The sequence below is a fragment of the Faecalibacterium sp. I4-1-79 genome, assembly GCF_023347235.1.
Classification (GTDB): Bacteria; Bacillota; Clostridia; order Oscillospirales; family Ruminococcaceae; genus Faecalibacterium; species Faecalibacterium tardum.
On the sequence record NZ_CP094467.1, the window covers coordinates 769,919 to 785,052 of the forward strand.

The 15,134-nt window shown below is 48.8% G+C and carries 21 protein-coding genes, 1 tRNA gene and 1 pseudogene; 14 read left to right on the forward strand and 9 right to left on the reverse strand.

What is annotated here, in order from left to right; translation table 11 throughout:
- Positions 1–144 precede the first annotated feature (144 nt).
- The 5 genes and pseudogenes from MTP36_RS03725 to MTP36_RS03745 form a co-directional block, all read right to left on the reverse strand.
- Positions 145–480, reverse strand: coding sequence for a hypothetical protein (locus tag MTP36_RS03725; RefSeq protein ID WP_015565819.1), 336 nt, complete (start codon positions 478–480; stop codon positions 145–147).
- 688 nt (positions 481–1,168) lie between these two features.
- Positions 1,169–1,324, reverse strand: coding sequence for a hypothetical protein (locus tag MTP36_RS03730; RefSeq protein ID WP_249253650.1), 156 nt, complete (start codon positions 1,322–1,324; stop codon positions 1,169–1,171).
- Between the two features lie 58 nt (positions 1,325–1,382).
- Positions 1,383–1,883, reverse strand: a complete 501-nt coding sequence (locus tag MTP36_RS03735) for a bleomycin resistance protein (protein ID WP_330576282.1) — start codon at positions 1,881–1,883, stop codon at positions 1,383–1,385.
- A complete protein-coding gene (locus tag MTP36_RS03740; protein WP_025486249.1) occupies positions 1,814–2,614 on the reverse strand; it encodes a helix-turn-helix domain-containing protein in 801 nt (266 codons plus the stop codon). The genes MTP36_RS03735 and MTP36_RS03740 overlap by 70 nt, the downstream gene beginning before the upstream one ends.
- Positions 2,615–2,644: 30 nt before the next feature.
- Positions 2,645–2,892 (reverse strand): annotated as a pseudogene (locus tag MTP36_RS03745) (DUF3781 domain-containing protein).
- A 374-nt stretch (positions 2,893–3,266) separates the two neighbouring features.
- Between MTP36_RS03745 and MTP36_RS03750 the strand changes: the two are divergent.
- The 5 genes from MTP36_RS03750 (at position 3,267) to MTP36_RS03770 (ending at position 7,118) form a co-directional block, all read left to right on the forward strand.
- On the forward strand, positions 3,267–3,680 hold the full coding sequence (locus tag MTP36_RS03750; RefSeq protein WP_083493473.1) for a cysteine-rich VLP domain-containing protein: 414 nt from the start codon (positions 3,267–3,269) through the stop codon (positions 3,678–3,680).
- A 111-nt stretch (positions 3,681–3,791) separates the two neighbouring features.
- A complete protein-coding gene (locus tag MTP36_RS03755; RefSeq protein ID WP_021630612.1) occupies positions 3,792–4,187 on the forward strand; it encodes a replication initiator protein A in 396 nt (131 codons plus the stop codon).
- Positions 4,188–4,374: 187 nt separating this feature from the next.
- Complete coding sequence (gene mobV, locus MTP36_RS03760) at positions 4,375–5,316, forward strand: MobV family relaxase (RefSeq protein ID WP_025486255.1); 942 nt, start codon at positions 4,375–4,377, stop codon at positions 5,314–5,316.
- Positions 5,317–5,320: 4 nt separating this feature from the next.
- On the forward strand, positions 5,321–5,512 hold the full coding sequence (locus MTP36_RS03765; protein ID WP_431834718.1) for a hypothetical protein: 192 nt from the start codon (positions 5,321–5,323) through the stop codon (positions 5,510–5,512).
- A gap of 94 nt (positions 5,513–5,606) precedes the next feature.
- On the forward strand, positions 5,607–7,118 hold the full coding sequence (locus MTP36_RS03770) for a recombinase family protein (RefSeq protein WP_021630842.1): 1,512 nt from the start codon (positions 5,607–5,609) through the stop codon (positions 7,116–7,118).
- A 145-nt stretch (positions 7,119–7,263) separates the two neighbouring features.
- On the opposite strand, the gene MTP36_RS03775 is transcribed toward MTP36_RS03770, so the two are convergent.
- The 3 genes from MTP36_RS03775 to MTP36_RS03785 are packed head-to-tail and all read right to left on the reverse strand — an operon-like array spanning position 7,264 to position 8,420.
- The gene (locus tag MTP36_RS03775) at positions 7,264–7,467 is read right to left on the reverse strand and encodes a helix-turn-helix domain-containing protein (RefSeq protein ID WP_249253652.1); all 204 of its coding nucleotides are present in this window, start codon (positions 7,465–7,467) and stop codon (positions 7,264–7,266) included.
- Positions 7,468–7,486: 19 nt separating this feature from the next.
- On the reverse strand, positions 7,487–7,963 hold the full coding sequence (locus MTP36_RS03780) for a S24 family peptidase (RefSeq protein ID WP_249253654.1): 477 nt from the start codon (positions 7,961–7,963) through the stop codon (positions 7,487–7,489).
- Positions 7,845–8,420, reverse strand: a complete 576-nt coding sequence (locus MTP36_RS03785; RefSeq protein WP_330220869.1) for a helix-turn-helix domain-containing protein — start codon at positions 8,418–8,420, stop codon at positions 7,845–7,847. Before MTP36_RS03785 ends, MTP36_RS03780 begins: the two co-directional genes overlap by 119 nt.
- A 140-nt stretch (positions 8,421–8,560) precedes the next feature.
- Here MTP36_RS03785 and MTP36_RS03790 point away from each other — a divergent pair, with 140 nt between their 5' ends.
- The 9 genes from MTP36_RS03790 to MTP36_RS03830 all read left to right on the forward strand — a co-directional run bounded on the left by MTP36_RS03790 (position 8,561) and on the right by MTP36_RS03830 (position 14,918).
- Positions 8,561–8,719 carry a hypothetical protein gene (locus tag MTP36_RS03790; RefSeq protein WP_242959119.1) on the forward strand — a complete coding sequence of 53 codons (159 nt, stop codon included), beginning with the start codon at positions 8,561–8,563 and terminating at the stop codon, positions 8,717–8,719.
- 43 nt (positions 8,720–8,762) lie between these two features.
- Positions 8,763–9,044 carry a hypothetical protein gene (locus MTP36_RS03795; RefSeq protein ID WP_249253656.1) on the forward strand — a complete coding sequence of 94 codons (282 nt, stop codon included), beginning with the start codon at positions 8,763–8,765 and terminating at the stop codon, positions 9,042–9,044.
- Positions 9,044–9,751 (forward strand): ImmA/IrrE family metallo-endopeptidase, encoded by a 708-nt coding sequence (locus tag MTP36_RS03800; protein ID WP_249253658.1) that lies wholly within the window; start codon positions 9,044–9,046, stop codon positions 9,749–9,751. The genes MTP36_RS03795 and MTP36_RS03800 overlap by 1 nt, the downstream gene beginning before the upstream one ends.
- A 532-nt stretch (positions 9,752–10,283) precedes the next feature.
- Positions 10,284–10,775 (forward strand): sigma factor-like helix-turn-helix DNA-binding protein, encoded by a 492-nt coding sequence (locus tag MTP36_RS03805; RefSeq protein WP_249253660.1) that lies wholly within the window; start codon positions 10,284–10,286, stop codon positions 10,773–10,775.
- 375 nt (positions 10,776–11,150) lie between these two features.
- The gene (locus MTP36_RS03810) at positions 11,151–11,378 is read left to right on the forward strand and encodes a hypothetical protein (protein WP_156069510.1); all 228 of its coding nucleotides are present in this window, start codon (positions 11,151–11,153) and stop codon (positions 11,376–11,378) included.
- An 86-nt stretch (positions 11,379–11,464) separates the two neighbouring features.
- Positions 11,465–12,139, forward strand: coding sequence for a type II toxin-antitoxin system PemK/MazF family toxin (locus tag MTP36_RS03815; RefSeq protein ID WP_097839050.1), 675 nt, complete (start codon positions 11,465–11,467; stop codon positions 12,137–12,139).
- Entirely contained in the window at positions 12,130–12,939 is an 810-nt protein-coding gene (locus MTP36_RS03820; protein ID WP_156069512.1) for a DUF6551 family protein, read from the forward strand. The genes MTP36_RS03815 and MTP36_RS03820 overlap by 10 nt, the downstream gene beginning before the upstream one ends.
- A 114-nt stretch (positions 12,940–13,053) precedes the next feature.
- Positions 13,054–13,419, forward strand: a complete 366-nt coding sequence (locus MTP36_RS03825) for a helix-turn-helix domain-containing protein (protein ID WP_112145399.1) — start codon at positions 13,054–13,056, stop codon at positions 13,417–13,419.
- Between the two features lie 2 nt (positions 13,420–13,421).
- On the forward strand, positions 13,422–14,918 hold the full coding sequence (locus MTP36_RS03830) for a tyrosine-type recombinase/integrase (protein WP_112145397.1): 1,497 nt from the start codon (positions 13,422–13,424) through the stop codon (positions 14,916–14,918).
- A gap of 64 nt (positions 14,919–14,982) precedes the next feature.
- Here the strand turns inward: MTP36_RS03830 and MTP36_RS03835 are convergent.
- Positions 14,983–15,061 (reverse strand) — tRNA-Leu (locus MTP36_RS03835).
- Positions 15,062–15,134 lie beyond the last annotated feature (73 nt).

A 15,134-nucleotide genomic window follows, 5' to 3' on the forward strand; every position in this document is an offset into this window, starting at 1 on the left:
GATGATATGCCACTTTAATTTAGATACGTTTGAAAAGCTAAAAAAATTGCAGCATGAATGAAAAAGAGGCTGTTACACCGGTTTTATCCTTGTGCAACAGCCCCTTCCTTTACTTCAGCAGCTTGTCCAGTTCATCATATTGCATTACTGGAGCTTTGCAAGGATTTCTTCAGCCGTCATACCGCTGGCAAGCAGCTTCTTCAGCACATCTTCTGCTTCGCCCTTCTTTGCTTCTTCTGCTGCTTTTGCTTCGGCGGCAGCTTTTTTGTTTTCGGCTTTGGCAAGTTCCTTGGTGGCGGCTTTCAATTCTGCTTTCTTGGCTTTCAGCTGCGTCTTCAGATCATCGAGATTTGCAGTCAACGTAGCAACCTCAGATTCGATTTTCTCTTTTTTTGCGGCCTTTTCTGCAATGACTGCTACATAATCAACGCTGGCCTTTACAGTACGAGCCTTATTCTTGCTTCCCTTGGGTCTTGCCATAATAATTTCCTCCCATAAAGTGAAATAATTTGATACTTACAAGTATATTTCCAAATAGTCAGAATTGCAATAGGTAACATGAGCCGTCTTCAACTGCCAATGCAAATCTTATTCGGTATGCCCGAAGATCGTCGCAAATGTATTCCTTCAATGGTAACAATCATGGAGATTAGTGTTTATCTGGAGATTAGGTCAGTTTACAAGGAACTACACGCAGACCACGAAACGGGGGCTGCTGACAACAAATAAAGGCTGAATATCAAGCACCGGGGAAGTGCGAGATATTCAGCCTGTTTTGTTGTCCGGGGTTTCCAAAGGGTGTCCCTTTGGCACACGACTTTGCTTGCAAAGTGTAGTGTGTTATACGCTCTGTCGGCGTTGTTGTGAAAATGCCGTTGCCGCCGGGGAGGGCAAGGGCATTTGAAACGGCAGGAAAACAGGGCTGTGATTGTGTGGCGTGAAGCCGCAAGCGCAGGACTTGTTTCATCAGCAGACAGGGCGTATATGAAAGCCCCCGTCCCTCGTCCTACGCTCCGACTTGTGGACAAAGTGTCCCGAAGTTGTGGCCACACTCCCGGAAAAGTAGCAGGACAGCGGGCAACCGTCAAGGCTGAAATGAACGGGTTTACACCCGGCCTTGACCGCCGCCCACCGTCCCACTGAATGGGTGGACAAGGCGGCCAATCCCTCAAAGTGCTTGGCCGCTTTCTTTCTGATTTTGGAGCGTTTCTTTTCTAAAGATTGAAATGGGCGGGGAAGCCATTTTAGGGCTTTCCCGCCTTGATTGCCCATCAGCAAAGACGGGCGGGACTGTCAACGGCGGCGCATGAAATGCGCCGTTCATCTTGACCGTTGACTGGCTCGGCTGGTTTTGCTATCTCCTCGATAAATTAGAATTTGTATTATTCGTGTGTAAATCTTAATAAATAACCATCTGGATCTTGCACTAAAAACTCTTTTTGTTCAATAAGTTCTCCATTAGATTCGTATTTATTCAACATCATTTCTCTAAACAACGGATATTGAGAGCGAATAAGCTGTTGATATACTTTATCAATATCATTTACTTCAATAGAAAAATTAACTCCTCTACCAAAAGGATATGCCATTTCAGCAACATTCCAGCCATCATCTCGTAATTCTTCAAACATAAACTGTGAATCTTCAAATGATAGAAACATGAACTTATCTTCTACTCGTTCATATTCAATTTTAAATTGTAATATATTAAGGTAAAATTCCCTCGTTCTTTTTATATCTTTAACTGTTAATTCTGGTATTAGTTTGTTAAATTCCATTCTATCATCTCCACAACTTCCAATTTGTCGCTCTCTTACTTTCTCCCCCGCTGTGGGGTTGGATTTTTCAGCAAGTCCGACTTCTGTGCAATCTTTTTCAGCCACTTCTTTTCTTCCTCGGACAGCTTCTTCAAATTCAATTTGAGGCGCTTACAGATAAACGCCAAAGCCGCTTGCTCCGGGTCGCTGTCTGGGCTGGCAGTTTCCTCGGCAGTCTGCAAAAAATCTTCCAGTGGGTTGTCCTCCGGGACGCTGAAAAAATCGTCCTTATGTGTTTCCCGCAGGTCAAGAGCTATCTTGTTTATGTCCTGCTGTATCACATAGCGGCAAAAGCTGTCATCGTCAATATGGGCGGCGATAAGCTGCCGTAACTGCGGGTCAGTCAAGCCGGGATTGTGCTGTTTCATAATTCTTGCGCTCACAGCGTCCACAATGGCGTTTGCGCTCTGTACCTGTTTGGTTGCTATGCCTTTTACATAGATTTCAAGGTCGGCCATAAGCCGGGGAAAATCCGGGTGTGTTGCCAACTCGCACAAGAGGGAATTATCTACCAGCTTGCTTTTCAATAGCGCAATCATATTATCACTCAAACGCAGGTCTGCAAGATCGGTGTTTGGGTGATTTTTTGTTTCGGACAGCCCCAACAGGTAGTCAGCGGTCACGCCGTAAAACTTCGCCAGCTTGATAAGGGCATAATGGCTGATGTCCTTGAAGTCGTCCGCTTCATAACTTCCCAGCGCAGACTTGGAAAGATGGGTCTGTTCCGCAAGCTGTTCCAGCGTCAGGCCGCGCTCCACACGCAGGTCTTTCAGACGTTCTTGTATAGATAGTTCCATGTCCCCCCTCCTCGTACTATAAACTGGGATTTACTTAACAATATGTGCTGTGATAATTGTATAACTATATGAATTGATAGTGATTTTGATATTTTCAACTTCACATACCAATTTTTTCCTTGTTTGTATATGTTGCAATTTTTATCTAACACCTTATTTTTGCAATACTCAACAACATCTACTGTATCTATTTTTAGATTTCTTTTAATTCTATCAACTCCCATTTCAGTTGTATGAATTTTGTCAATATTATCAAGTAATATCTTTTTATCTTCCATTCTTTCTTCTCCTCAATAATTCCAATTTACCGTTCTGTTTTTTCCATTCTACCACAATTCCGAGAGCGTGGAAATAGAGAGTTTTTCGGGCGGATTTCCTACCTCTTGGATATACGGGACGGGCGGTCATTTAGGTGTAGACTTAGGTTAGTTCATCGATGGACGGCACCTTGAAAACAGAATGACCGTCCGAAAAGGAATATCCGGCGGGGGAAGCACGCAGAGAGCCGACTTCTGGACAAAGTGTCCATAGGTGGCTTCGGGCCACAATGACCCGAAGCTGTGGGGAGCGTGCCAACGCCGGAACACGCCGCAGGAATGGGGCAGGAAGCTTTTTCGGGGAGAACGGCAACGGAGAACAGACGGAGGGACACATGATAGAAAATCCATATAAACGCCTGCCGCCATTAGAGCGCAAGCCGGACGGCACACCCTACCGCATGACACCAGCGCAGAGGAAACAGGCCAATGCCCTGATACGGCGGGAGTGCTGTAACTGTGAGGACGGCAACTGTATTGCCCTTGACGATGGGGACGCCTGCGCCTGTCCGCAGATGGTTTCTTTCTCGGTCTGCTGTAAATGGTTTCGGTGGGCGGTCTTGCCGCTTGCCGGGACGCTGGAAGCGGAGATTTACCGGGGCAGGGACTTGAAACGCTGTGCGGTCTGCGGCGGCGTGTTCGTCCCCAAATCCAACCGGGGAAAATACTGCCCGGACTGCGCCGCCAGAGTTCACAGGCGGCAGAAAACAGAAAGTGAACGGAAAAGGAGGTCTGCTGTGGACAGTTAGACAGGAAAAAAGCCTTGATTTACAAGCCTTCACAAGCCCCAAACCGGGGCAGGTGGTATCAAGTATCATCTTCCCCGGAAAACGGGCTTCTAACCGTCCACAAAACACGCTATGACAAGCACAATTTATATTCATCAGCTGGAAAAGGTGTTCAGCTTTACCCGGCTTCCTAATTTCCTTTTTGAAGCACCTACATTCCAGCCCTTGTCCAACGAAGCAAAGCTATTGTACGCCTTTATCCTGCGGCGGGCAGAGTTATCCCGGAAAAACGGGTGGGCGGACGAGTACGGGCGCATTTACCTGTACTATCCCATCTGTGAAGTGGTGGAACTGCTCCACTGTGGGCGGCAGAAAGCCGTCAACACCCTGCGGGAGTTACAGTATGCGAAGTTGATTGAGATTAAGAAACAGGGCTGTGGAAAACCCAACTGTATTTACCCAAAATCCTATGAAGCGGTTTCAAACACCGACTTCAAGAAATCCGGTTTTGGAACGCCGGAGGGCTGAAAACCGTACTCGATAAGTACGATAATCAATCCTCTTGAAGTACGGAAACCGGACGGTATATAGAAATACAAAGATTAAAAATATTTTATTTATATCCATTCCATTCCAATCCGATCAGAGATAATTTCGGCGGGATTTTCCCTGTGGAAAACCCGCCGGAAAGGAATGGAATGGGGAAAGGAGCAGAATGGCACAACACGCAATTTTGCGTTTTGAGAAGCACAAGGGCAACCCGGCGAGGCCGCTGGAAGCCCATCACGAAAGACAGAAAGAACAATACGCCAGCAATCCCGACATTAACACAAGCCGGAGTAAATACAACTTCCATATCGTCAAGCCGAAGGGCAGATACTACCACTTCATTCAAAACCGTATCGAACAGGCGGGGTGTCGGACAAGGAAAGACAGCACCCGGTTTGTCGATACGCTGATAACTGCCAGCCCGGAGTTTTTTAAGGGGAAATCCCCAAAGGAGATACAGGCGTTTTTCCAGCGGGCGGCGGACTTCCTCATCGAACGGGTAGGCCGGGAAAATATCGTGTCGGCGGTGGTACACATGGACGAGAAAACGCCCCACCTGCATTTGACCTTTGTTCCGCTGACAAAGGACAACCGCCTGTGCGCGAAAGAAATCATCGGCAACCGGGCGAATTTGACAAAGTGGCAGGACGATTTTCACGCCTATATGGTGGAAAAATATCCTGACTTGGAGCGTGGGGAAAGCGCCAGCAAGACAGGCCGGAAGCATATCCCCACCCGGCTTTTCAAACAGGCGGTTTCCCTCTCCAAACAGGCCAGAGCCATTGAAGCCGCCCTTGACGGCATTAACCCGCTGAACGCCGGGAAGAAGAAAGAGGAAGCCCTCTCCCTGCTGAAAAAGTGGTTTCCGCAGATGGAGAACTTCTCCGGGCAACTGAAAAAGTACAAAGTCACGATAAATGACCTTTTGGAAGAAAATCAGCAGTTAGAAGCCAGAGCCAAAGCCAGCGAAAAGGATAAGATGAAAGGCACAATGGAACGGGCAAAGCTGGAAAGCGAACTGCACAACATTCAGCGGCTTGTTGATCGTATCCCGCCGGAAGTGCTGGCGGAGTTGAAACGGGGGCGGCATTATGGAAAGGAAAGGTGATTTTATAAGTAATATCAGATACAAAAAGGAAACAGAGGTCGTAACTTTTCAAGGGAAAGAAATCACGCTGGAAAACCTCTCCCCGGTGTTCACGCCGGAGCAGGAAGCGGCCAAACGCCGGGAACTGGAACAGCAGCTTTATGAGGTGTTCCGCAAGTACGCCGACAGACGGCAGAATGAGGAAGCCAGGGCGTAAGGTTTTCCGAAGCCATCGTTGATTTGCGGGGCTGCTGGCAGTATAATATAAGTGTCAGCAGCTCCGTTTCTTTTTTAAGAAAAGGAGCGACAAAATGAATAACAGAATAGACGCGATCTATGCAAGGCAATCGGTAGACAAAAAGGACAGCATTTCCATTGAAAGCCAGATTGAGTTTTGCAAATACGAATTGAAAGGCGGGAACTGCAAGGAATACACAGACAAAGGGTACAGCGGCAAAAACACAGACCGCCCGAAGTTTCAAGAACTGGTGCGGGACATTAAGCGGGGCTTGATTGCAAAGGTCATTGTTTACAAACTTGACCGTATCAGCCGTTCCATTCTGGATTTTGCCAATATGATGGAACTGTTCCAGCAGTACAATGTGGAGTTTGTGTCCTCTACGGAAAAGTTTGATACCTCTACTCCAATGGGGCGGGCTATGCTGAACATCTGTATCGTGTTCGCCCAGCTTGAACGGGAAACAATACAGAAGCGGGTGACGGACGCTTACTACTCCCGCAGTCAGCGGGGCTTTAAGATGGGCGGGAAAGCCCCTTACGGCTTCCATACAGAGCCGATCAAAATGGACGGTATCAACACAAAGAAGCTGGTGGTAAACCCGGACGAAGCGGCCAATATCCGGCTGATATTTGAGATGTACGCCCAGCCCACAACCTCCTACGGGGACATTACCCGCTACTTTGCGGAGCAGGGGATTTTATTCTACGGTAAAGAACTGATACGCCCCACGCTGGCGCAGATGTTACGCAATCCCGTCTATGTGCAAGCGGACTTGGATGTGTACGAGTTTTTCAAAAGTCAGGGAACGGTCATTGTCAATGACGCCGCCGACTTTACAGGAATGAACGGGTGCTATCTGTATCAGGGACGGGATGTAAAGGCCAGCAAGAAAAACGACTTGAAAGATCAAATGCTGGTGCTGGCTCCCCATGAGGGCATTGTCCCCTCTGACATCTGGCTGGCGTGCCGCAAGAAGCTGATGAACAACATGAAAATCCAGTCCGCCCGGAAAGCCACCCACACATGGCTGGCGGGGAAAATCAAGTGCGGGAACTGCGGATATGCGCTTATGAGTATCGTCAACCGGGTAGGCCGTCAATATCTCCGCTGTACGAAACGGCTGGACAATAAAAGCTGTCCGGGCTGTGGGAAAATCATCACTTCCGAACTGGAAGCGGTGGTCTATCAGCAGATGGTGAAGAAGCTGGAAAAGCACAAGACGCTGACGGGCAGGAAGAAAGCGGCAAAGGCCAACCCGAAAATCGCCGCCCTGCAAGTGGAACTTCTCCATGTGGACAGCGAGATTGAAAAGCTGGTGGACAGTCTGACGGGCGCAAACAATGTCCTGCTCTCCTATGTGAATGTGAAGATAGCGGAACTGGACGGGCGCAAGCAGGAACTTGTGAAGCAGATAGCCGAGTTGACGGTGGAAGCCATCAGCCCGGAACAGGTCAATCAGATTTCCGGCTACCTCGATACATGGGACAGCGTATCCTTTGACGATAAGCGGCGTGTGGTAGATTTGATGATTACCACCGTAGCCGCCACAAGCGACAGCTTGAACATCACATGGAAAATCTGACGGGCGGCACACCTCCCGTCAGATACCTACCCTGTGTAGTCCCTTGTAAACTGTACTTTACCAAAGGATAAATAGAAGCAGTATTAAAGCCGTTCACTACGCAGATTTTCCAGCGTGGCGAACGGCTTTTTTGCTGCCCCTATATTTACAGGTAGGAGTAATCGAAGAAGTCTTTTAATGTAATTCCTAAACCCTGACAAATTCTTTCAATCATCTCTACGCTTAACTGCCCTCCCCGACGGGCGGTGGTTTGAATCGTGGAGTACGATATTCCGCATTTCTTTGCCAACACACACAGATTCATATCACGCGCTTGCATCAAATCCTGAACACGCTTGATCGTATCCACGAAAACTCCTCCCATCTTTTTAGTTCAAAACTTTTCCAACAACCTCGAATCTTTGCTCTGGAGATATAAGGATCGGCGAATATTTGGTGTTAAGAGAAACCAAAACCGGTTGGTTATGCACCACTCCATAGCTGTCGGTAAAGAACTCTGCTTGGGATTTATCTGGGGTATGTTCATCGTATTTTTTCAGATATCCGCAGTCATCATATACGAATATCCCGATATCTCCGCATTCAAGTTCTTCGCAGCGCCTTACCCATACGATCTGTCCGCTATGATAACGTGGCTCCATACTATCACCGCTAACGTATATCCCGAACTCGGCACCAGCCGGAACGCTACTGGCAGGCACTTGTATCTGCTGGAACATTTCACCCTCAAGAAAAGCTCCTAGACCTGCCGATACTGGCAACTCTGATACTGGCATCATTATGCAGTCGATTTTCGCAGGCTTTTCTGCGTCTGGCTGGTAGCGCCGGGATGCAATCAAGTCCATTTCGTACTCGGCAATTTTTTTGCCCTATATCATTTAGAAGGGCGGGTTTCTGAAAGGCCTTTGTAAAGTAGGAAGGTCCTTCCTTAATGTTCAATGCGTGACAGATTGCAACCAGTTGATAGATGCTGGGAGTGGTGTATCCTTTTTCCCATTTGCTGATACCCTTGTCACTGACATCGACGCCATAGTTGTAGAGAAGTTTGGAGAAAGCTACAAGTGAATAGCCATTCTTTTTTCGTACAGCTGCGAGGATCAGACCTACCTCATTACTATCCCTTGCGGCGACTGCATCATAGCACACCGTGGATGGGGCTATGTGCATTTTGGTGAGAGCAGTTTTCTTTTTCATGGCAAGAACACTCCTTTGTGATCCGGTAGCTCTATTATAGTATAGAAAACATAAGAAATCAGCAAGAAATCTCCAAAATGGCGACAAATGCGTAATTGACATCTCCATAAAGTGGGTGTATAATCAAACCAAATCCACAAATAACAGCCTTTTGGTGTTATTTTCGTATGGGATTGTGTTTGTTTGGCGTTTTTTTGCGAGGTGATACTATGAGAAAAGAAAATGTAAGATGTCCAATGTGCGGAACCATGAATTATGATGTGGATCTTGATGAAACCGGTGGCTGGACAAAATGCCGTCTGTGCAAAGCAGTGACCTGCTCTATGGATGAGTGGAAAAAACATACAGTGTCCGTTCCGCTGTTGAACGAAAAACAGCTCGTGGCACGCAGTATGATTCGCAAGTAATGCACGCCGTGTTTTGATAAATCCGCAAAAAGGAGGAATTCTGATGTGTGGTGATTACAACCTTCGCCATGAGAAAAGATACGTCGAAGTGGACGTTCGTTTTACTCCTGACGGTAAGATCCGCCCTCTTGCCATAAACTATGACAAGGCTCACACTTATGGAATTGATCGTGTCTTGGCAGTCAAACATGGGACATCACGCCTAGGCGGAAAAGGTCACTGCTTCACCTGCCTGATCTGCGGTCAGAAGCGGAATCTTTGGCTTGAACGGGGCAAGTGGTTCGTGGAAGCCTACTGCTCCGTGCCGGAAAGCTGTGCTTCGTAATGGCAAGATACTTATCCCGCGCAGATCTTTCGCACATAGCGGGTAAGTATATCGACCAGTACTATACCCGTTTCGGGATCAGTAAAGATGACCCAGAACCCATTGACCCTGAACGGCTCGCAAGTTCTGTTCTTGGGCTGAATGTGAAAATGCTGCCGCTATGCAGCGATGGAAGTATTCTAGGACTGACTGTTTTCCAGAAATGCGGTTTTACCGTAACCTTGGGGGACGGGACAAAGCTTGTGGAGGTGTTCATGCCGAAGGACGTTGTAATCGATTCCGCCCTTGCGTCAGACAGCTGCACCGGATGCCGGAATTTCACGATAGCGCATGAAGCGGCGCACCATATACTGGCTGACCTGTTTCCGAACGACTACGGAAAAGCAGTCAAGTGCCGTGGGCACATTGCCTATCGGGAACGAAACGGACAGCCCTCATGGGAAGAATGGCAGGCGAATACCCTTGCAGCGGAGCTGCTGATGCCAACATTTCTGGTCAACGCCGAAATAGAACATGCAGCGCTGTGCCTGCCAAATGGAATCCTGTACAAATCCGCATCGGACCCGAACTATGAAAGAATTCTGGAGATGGCTGCACGGATCGGGGTATCGTGGTCTGCGATCAGGATCAGATTACAGCAGATGCAGGTCATCAACGGAAAACCCATCCACTGCCATCCATTGGACGTCATTCGATTTGGAGAATAATATGACTTGGTCAAATAATCGCTCTTTTAAGAGTAAACCGCTGAACAATATACAGCAGGCACAATTCAGCATTGGCTGGAGGTTTTGTCCGGTTTGCGGACACAAGCTCTACCAAAAAAACGAGAGCTGTTCAGGCTCTATCAGCATAAAGTGCCTCAAGTGCGGTAACATAGCAACAGTTGACTTAGCCTACCGCAGACGCTGACTTTTTTAGACAAACCACAATTTCAAAAATCGGGTGCATTGCACCCTGAATATGGACTGTTCGTCACCGAGCAACGGGCCATTGCCGCAAGGCAATGTATGAAACGCGCACCAAATAGCCGGGCAACAGCTGATAGAGTGATTCTGCTTTAGAACCGCTCTGTTAGTTGGTTGTCCGGCTATTTTTTAGCCTTCAGGAAGCCTGCTCCCGCAAAAAGGAGCAGGCTTTATGTTTGTCCGTTTTTCGTGGATGCCCCAAGCGGCAAAATATCCGTAGCCTTCCAAATTTTCGACTTTTTACGACTTATCGAAAATTTGGAGGTTTACGATGTCTTTTAATAAAGGCTATGAGTTGAAGAAGTTTGAAGCACACTGGGAAAAGTTGCGCATCGAGTACGCAGCTGCGGGAATGACGAAAGAGGCCATCCAGAAGATGTACGATTATGACCGTCAGCAATTCAATTCGGAGCGTACCTTTATCGAGCGGACGCAGGAATTCACCGCTCCTGCGTATGAAAGCTCTGAGGAAGAAGCGTCGCCCTTGATGCTACGCTATCAGGATGCGATTACCGTGACAGATACTTACCACGAAACTAAAAGCCGTTTTGCATGGATTGGTGAGATTGAGAATGAGCAGTTGCTTACTGCACTCGAAACTTTGAAAACCGAAGATTTGGAAATCATCACCATGTACGCTTACGAGGGATACGACATCACTGAAATTTCTAAAGTCTACGGCGTATCTCGGCCCACTATTAGCATAAAAATCAAGAGAATTACTAATTTTTTGAAAAAGTTTGATTTTGATGCTATGGATTGACCATTCTCGTCGGCTACCAAGTGAAGGGACAATTTCCCAAGCGACATCTGCCGCAGGGCAAAGCGTCCGACTTCATGGTCCTTGAAAACTGAATAGTTCCGTCATCTGGTACTCCGATAATGATACTTCCGTAATTCGCGGCCCGGTCACAAAGCAGACGGGGTGGCTGAAATGCCAATGAAGCGGTACAAGTCCGCTGCCAGATGTTTATGCCCCACTCGCAGGGAGCCGAGGGCGAATATGCGAGACCTTTAATCATATTGATCCGGGAACTGCCGGGTACGTTTTTGCGCATCCGGCAGTTCCCGTTTTTTACGTATCCCAATTTATTCTTTACCCGAATATCCACTTTGATACATATAGGAGGACACTTTTATGGATGAGTTGAACCCCACGGTGCGCGAGCAGAAGATCTACGAGGAGATGGAGCTGACCCCTGAGATGGTCAAGTCCATCCGCACCCTCTGCGGTACCTGTCTGCGGCACTTTGTGGATGCAAAGGCATTCAAGATCGCACTTGTACCCAGCGCAGACCGGAGCATGGACACCTGCACCGTCTGCCAGATGCGGCGCGGCTACGATTATGTAGTCATGCACCGCTGACCCAACCATACCACCATACCTTGAACGAAGCCCGCTGCGGAACATCCGGCAGCGGGCTTTGCACATAACAACATGGAGGTACAATTTTGCAGCAAAACTGGAAATTCCAACGCGGAGACATCTTCTTCACCCATTTCGGGGCGAGCACCGGTTCGGAACAGTGCGGTGACCGTCCGGCGGTCATTCTTCAGAATGACGTGGGCAACTATCACTCTCCGACCCTGATCGTTGCGACCATGACAAGCAAGGCGGAAAAGAAAGTAAACCAGCCGACCCACTGCCTGTTGGAAAACGCAGGGTTGAATATGCCGTCCGTTGTGCAGGCAGAGCAGATCTTCACCATCGACAAGAGCCGGGCGCTGAAGTATCTGGGGCATCTGACCCCGGAGGAGATGCGCAGGGTGGATGATGCAGTGCGTATCAGCCTTGCGCTGAACCCCATGGGCAGCATCCAGCAGATGGAGCCTATCCGGCGCTCTACGGCGCTTTACGCGCCGCCTGAGGTGGTGGATGGCAAACCACCTGTCTACCCCTATACGCCCATCAAATCGTCTTTTGAGAACGCCGGAAGCATCGAGGAAATGATGCTGTACACCGAGTTGCAATCCGCGGTTCATGCCATGATCCAGCGGTTGGAATACAGCTTCACCTTCAATCCCAGCCTGCTCACCAGCCCGAAGCGGAAGCAGCAGGTGGCTGAGATCTTAGAGGAAGCCGAGAAGTACATTTGGAGAATCAAGGAGGAAATGCGATGCGCCTGAACGAAAACAATACTTTCATTGGTATCAACCCGCCGTACCAGCTTTCGGTCATCCACAGCAGCAAGCTAATCTATCCCCGCGAGATCTACCAGCGGGGCGTGGAGCGCAAGCGGGTGGAGCTGATCGCCAGAGACTTCAATGAGTACATCGTTAACGAGCCGAAGGTCAGCTTCCGCAACGGCAGGTACTATGTGATGGACGGGCAGCACACCATCGAGGGCTGCATCCTCCTCAACGGTGGCGCAGACCGCCCGATCCTCTGCAAGGTCTACACCGGCCTGACGATGGAGCAGGAAGCTCTGCTCTTTGCGGAGCAGAACGGTCACGCTGCGCCTCTGTCGGCGGGCATCAGGCTGCGCGCCAAGGTGGTGGGCGGCGATGCGCCTTCCAAGGCGTTCGTCGCAGCCACCAACCGGGTGGGGCTGTCCCTCAACTACGACAGCATGCAGCTGAGCGACTACCGTATCAGCTGCGTGGGCACGGCGCTGAAGCTGTACGACCAGCTGGGCGAAGAAATCTACTGCGAAGCTCTGCGGCACATCGTGGAAGCGTGGGAGGGCAGACCGGATTCCTTCCGGGCGGCTGTCCTGCGGGGCGTGATGTACTTTGTACAGCTGTACCACGGGCAGTACAGCGCGGAGCGGCTTGTCCGTGCGCTGAGCGGCGTCCATCCCATGGAGCTCTACCGTATCAGCCGGGATAACCCCGCCAAGCTTCCGGGCTGGCGGCGGTACGTTTATCCCATCTACACCACCTACAACGGCAAGTGCAGGAAAGACGCGCTGCCGATGAAGTTCTAAACTCAAATATCTCCTTTGGCAAGGGCGATGGTACCCGGAAAAGACCATCGTTCTTTACATATAGTATTTTCTTTCAAATAATTGACATATTGAACTGGAAAGGAGAGGACAGGAATGAGCGAGATCGCAGCCTGCACTTTGATTCAGGAAGAGCCCGACCGCAAGACGGAGCGGTACATGATGATGTTCAAGGATTACCCGGATGTGGTATCCGTAGACATTCTTCAGGAAATGCTTGGCATCTGCCGGAAGAATGCGTATCTGCTGGTCAAGCAGAATAAGATCCACTCGGCGCGTGTAGGACGCAGTTATAAGATACCAAAACTCTGCGTGGTAGAGTACCTGATCGATCAGAATCGGCAACTTGGAGGGATGCGCCTATCAAACTCTCTTGCGCCATCCTTGCAAAACACCCCAGAATCTTCTAAACTTATGATGCCTAAGCAAAGGACGTTTGGCTGCGAACAGAAAGGAGCATAACTATGACAAATGTGGCCGGACATTTAAGAGAACAAAACGGTATGTATCAGATGATTCTGAGCTGGAAAGACACAAATGGAAAGCGCAGAACCAAATCCATCAGCACAGGACTTCCGGTTAAAGGAAACAAAAAAAGAGCTGAATCTCTGTTGCGTAAAACACAAAAAGAGTTTAACCCTGAAACGATGCAGCAGGTTTCCGACCTGCCGGTATCGGAATATCTGAACCGCTGGCTTCGGGAAAGTGTGATGAACCTTCCGCCCGAAACCTATGGCAGATATGCTTATGATCTGGGAAGAGTAGTTGTCCCATACTTTGAAAAGAAGCGGCTGTCTTTGAAAGCACTCTCTCCGCGCGATCTGGAAACATTCTTCCGCTATGAGCGTCAGCAGGAGGAGGCCAGTGTACAGCAGCTTCTTGATTGGCACAAGGAGTTGACCGATGCCCTGCAATATGCCGTTGCCAATAATTGGCTGAAGGTCAGCCCCATCAAAGAAGTTGACCCCTGCCTTGATAACTCCCCGGTACTTTTCACCGACTTCATCACGGACTGGTTGAAAATGATGAAGTCACGAGTGGAAATCACAACCTATGCCAGCTATGAAAGAGCAATCATTCACAAGATCGTCCCATATTTTGAACCGCTCCACTATACATTACAGGATATGGAACAGCATCCCAAATACATCCAAGACTTCTACCAGCATGAGTTGGATCGTGGCCTTACGGCAAACACCGTCATTCACTATCACGCCAACATCCGCAAATGCTTACAGTATGCTTTTCAAATCGGCATGATCCGTTCCAACCCGGCAGATCGCGTTGAACGTCCTCGTAAGGAAAAGTTCAAGTCGGAGATTTACAGTGGTGAAGAACTGGAGCAACTTTTCAAGGTGATTCAAGGTGACCCTTCGGAGTTTGGCGTCATCATGGCTGCATTCTACGGGCTGCGGCGCAGTGAAATTGTTGGTTTGAAATGGGATGCCATTGACTTTGAGAACAAGAAAATCAGCATTCAGCATACGGTTGTGACCGCAAAGGTCAACGGAACGGTAACGGAAATCGCACGAGATAAGACAAAAACAAAGTCGAGCTGCCGGACACTTCCCCTAATCCCTGCCTGTGAGCAGATGCTCAATAAAATGAAAAAGGAGCAGGAGCAGAATCGGAAGGTCTGCGGCAAAAGCTATTGCAACGATTATCTTGACTATATCTATGTAGACCCGATTGGAAAGCGGATTCGGCCCGACTTTCTGAGTCAGCATTTCCCGGATTTTCTGGTCGCACACCAGATGAAGCGTATCCGCTTTCACGATCTGCGCCATAGTTGTGCCAGTCTGCTCTATGCCAATGGCGTGAGCCTGAAGGAGATTCAGGAGTGGCTCGGTCACAGTGACATCAGCACAACAAGCAACATTTATACACATCTGGATTTCTCCAGCAAGGTGTCCTCGGCGAATGCAATCGTCAACATCTTCCCAGAAAACACCAAAGTATAAGGAACTGAGTAGAAAAAGAAAAACAGCCTAAAATCTTTCGATTCTAAGCTGTTTTATGATGGAGTGCCGATGGTGGGACTCGAACCCACATGGTTTCCCGAACGATTTTGAGTCGTTTGCGTCTGCCATTCCGCCACATCGGCTTATATTCAATTTTGGGACATTAGTACCGGTTTCCGAAGATTGGAGGGATGTTCAGGAGGGATGTAAGAAATC

Coding starts and splice junctions, on each gene's coding strand:
- MTP36_RS03725 (WP_015565819.1), bottom strand. CDS start 480: ATGGCAAGACCCAAGGGAAGCAAGAATAAGGCTCGTACTGTAAAGGCC.
- MTP36_RS03730 (WP_249253650.1), bottom strand. CDS start 1,324: ATGAACGGCGCATTTCATGCGCCGCCGTTGACAGTCCCGCCCGTCTTT.
- MTP36_RS03740 (WP_025486249.1), bottom strand. CDS start 2,614: ATGGAACTATCTATACAAGAACGTCTGAAAGACCTGCGTGTGGAGCGC.
- MTP36_RS03750 (WP_083493473.1), top strand. CDS start 3,267: ATGATAGAAAATCCATATAAACGCCTGCCGCCATTAGAGCGCAAGCCG.
- MTP36_RS03755 (WP_021630612.1), top strand. CDS start 3,792: ATGACAAGCACAATTTATATTCATCAGCTGGAAAAGGTGTTCAGCTTT.
- mobV (WP_025486255.1), top strand. CDS start 4,375: ATGGCACAACACGCAATTTTGCGTTTTGAGAAGCACAAGGGCAACCCG.
- MTP36_RS03770 (WP_021630842.1), top strand. CDS start 5,607: ATGAATAACAGAATAGACGCGATCTATGCAAGGCAATCGGTAGACAAA.
- MTP36_RS03780 (WP_249253654.1), bottom strand. CDS start 7,963: ATGGACTTGATTGCATCCCGGCGCTACCAGCCAGACGCAGAAAAGCCT.
- MTP36_RS03785 (WP_330220869.1), bottom strand. CDS start 8,420: ATGGAGATGTCAATTACGCATTTGTCGCCATTTTGGAGATTTCTTGCT.
- MTP36_RS03790 (WP_242959119.1), top strand. CDS start 8,561: ATGAATTATGATGTGGATCTTGATGAAACCGGTGGCTGGACAAAATGC.
- MTP36_RS03795 (WP_249253656.1), top strand. CDS start 8,763: ATGTGTGGTGATTACAACCTTCGCCATGAGAAAAGATACGTCGAAGTG.
- MTP36_RS03800 (WP_249253658.1), top strand. CDS start 9,044: ATGGCAAGATACTTATCCCGCGCAGATCTTTCGCACATAGCGGGTAAG.
- MTP36_RS03805 (WP_249253660.1), top strand. CDS start 10,284: ATGTCTTTTAATAAAGGCTATGAGTTGAAGAAGTTTGAAGCACACTGG.
- MTP36_RS03810 (WP_156069510.1), top strand. CDS start 11,151: ATGGATGAGTTGAACCCCACGGTGCGCGAGCAGAAGATCTACGAGGAG.
- MTP36_RS03820 (WP_156069512.1), top strand. CDS start 12,130: ATGCGCCTGAACGAAAACAATACTTTCATTGGTATCAACCCGCCGTAC.
- MTP36_RS03825 (WP_112145399.1), top strand. CDS start 13,054: ATGAGCGAGATCGCAGCCTGCACTTTGATTCAGGAAGAGCCCGACCGC.
- MTP36_RS03830 (WP_112145397.1), top strand. CDS start 13,422: ATGACAAATGTGGCCGGACATTTAAGAGAACAAAACGGTATGTATCAG.